The 1042-nt window shown below is 56.7% G+C and carries 1 protein-coding gene; it reads right to left on the bottom strand.

Annotated elements, in window-relative coordinates; all coding sequences use genetic code 11:
• On the bottom strand, positions 1-1042 hold a 1042-nt coding region (locus A3754_RS16795; RefSeq protein ID WP_197468694.1), incomplete at both ends, for a YcaO-like family protein.

Here is a 1042-nt window from a genome sequence, read left to right as displayed (position 1 = left end):
TATGACTGTTGCCAGGGTCTCTTCACCGTACATGCGCCCCAGGTTGTAACGGTAGTCGTCCAGTTCCAGTTCGTCATCCAGGGTGATTTCCAATACCGCATTGACCGCCCGGTAGAACAGGCCCCGTTCCACGGTGTTGTCGTTGTACTGAATAAACATTTCCACCAGCTCCAGGGCGTCGTCATGACGCTGTAGTGCCAGGTAGATCATCAGTTTCAATTCGAGAATGGTGAGCTGACCCCACACGGTGTTTTCGTCGAACTCGATACCGATCAGGGTGATGATATCGGTGTAGTTATCGATCTGGCTTTCTTCCAGCCGTTCCACCAGTTGCCCCAGCTGCTCATCGCTGAGGCGGTGCAGGTTGAGAATATCCTCGCGATAATCCAGCGCCATATTGGTGTTGTCCCAGATCAAGTCTTCCACCGGATACACCTCGGAAAAATCGGGGACCAGAATACGGCAGACCGGTGCGCCCAGTTCTTCATACACGGCCACGTAGGCTTCCTTCTCCAGGTCTTTCAATATGCCGAACAGGCGGGCGGTTTCTTCTTCGGTGGTGCCGGAAAAATCCCACTCGCAGAAGTCCTCGTCGGCCTGGGCACTGAAGAAACGCCAGCTCACTACCCCGGTGGAGTCGATGAAATGCTCGACGAAATTATTGGGCTCGCAGACTTCCTGACTATTGAAGGTGGGCGGCGGCACATCGTTCAGGCCTTCGAAGCTGCGCCCTTGCAGCAGTTCGGTGAGGCTGCGCTCCAGGGCCACTTCGAAGCTGGGGTGGGCGCCGAAGGAGGCGAATACGCCGCCGGTGCGCGGGTTCATCAGTGTCACGCACATGACCGGAAATTGCCCGCCCAGGGACGCATCTTTCACCAGCACCGGAAAGCCCTGCTCCTCCAGTGCGGCGATGCCTTCGACAATGCCGGGGTACTTGGCCAGCACGTCCTGGGGCACATCCGGCAGGGCAATCTCTTCTTCAATGATGTGTTTCTTCACGGCCCGTTCAAAAATTTCCGACAGGCATTGCACCTGGGCTTCG

Source organism: Alcanivorax sp. HI0083 (genome assembly GCF_001635175.1).
The sequence above is the reverse complement of the archived record's forward strand: the minus strand, read 5'-3'. Positions and strand labels throughout refer to the sequence as shown.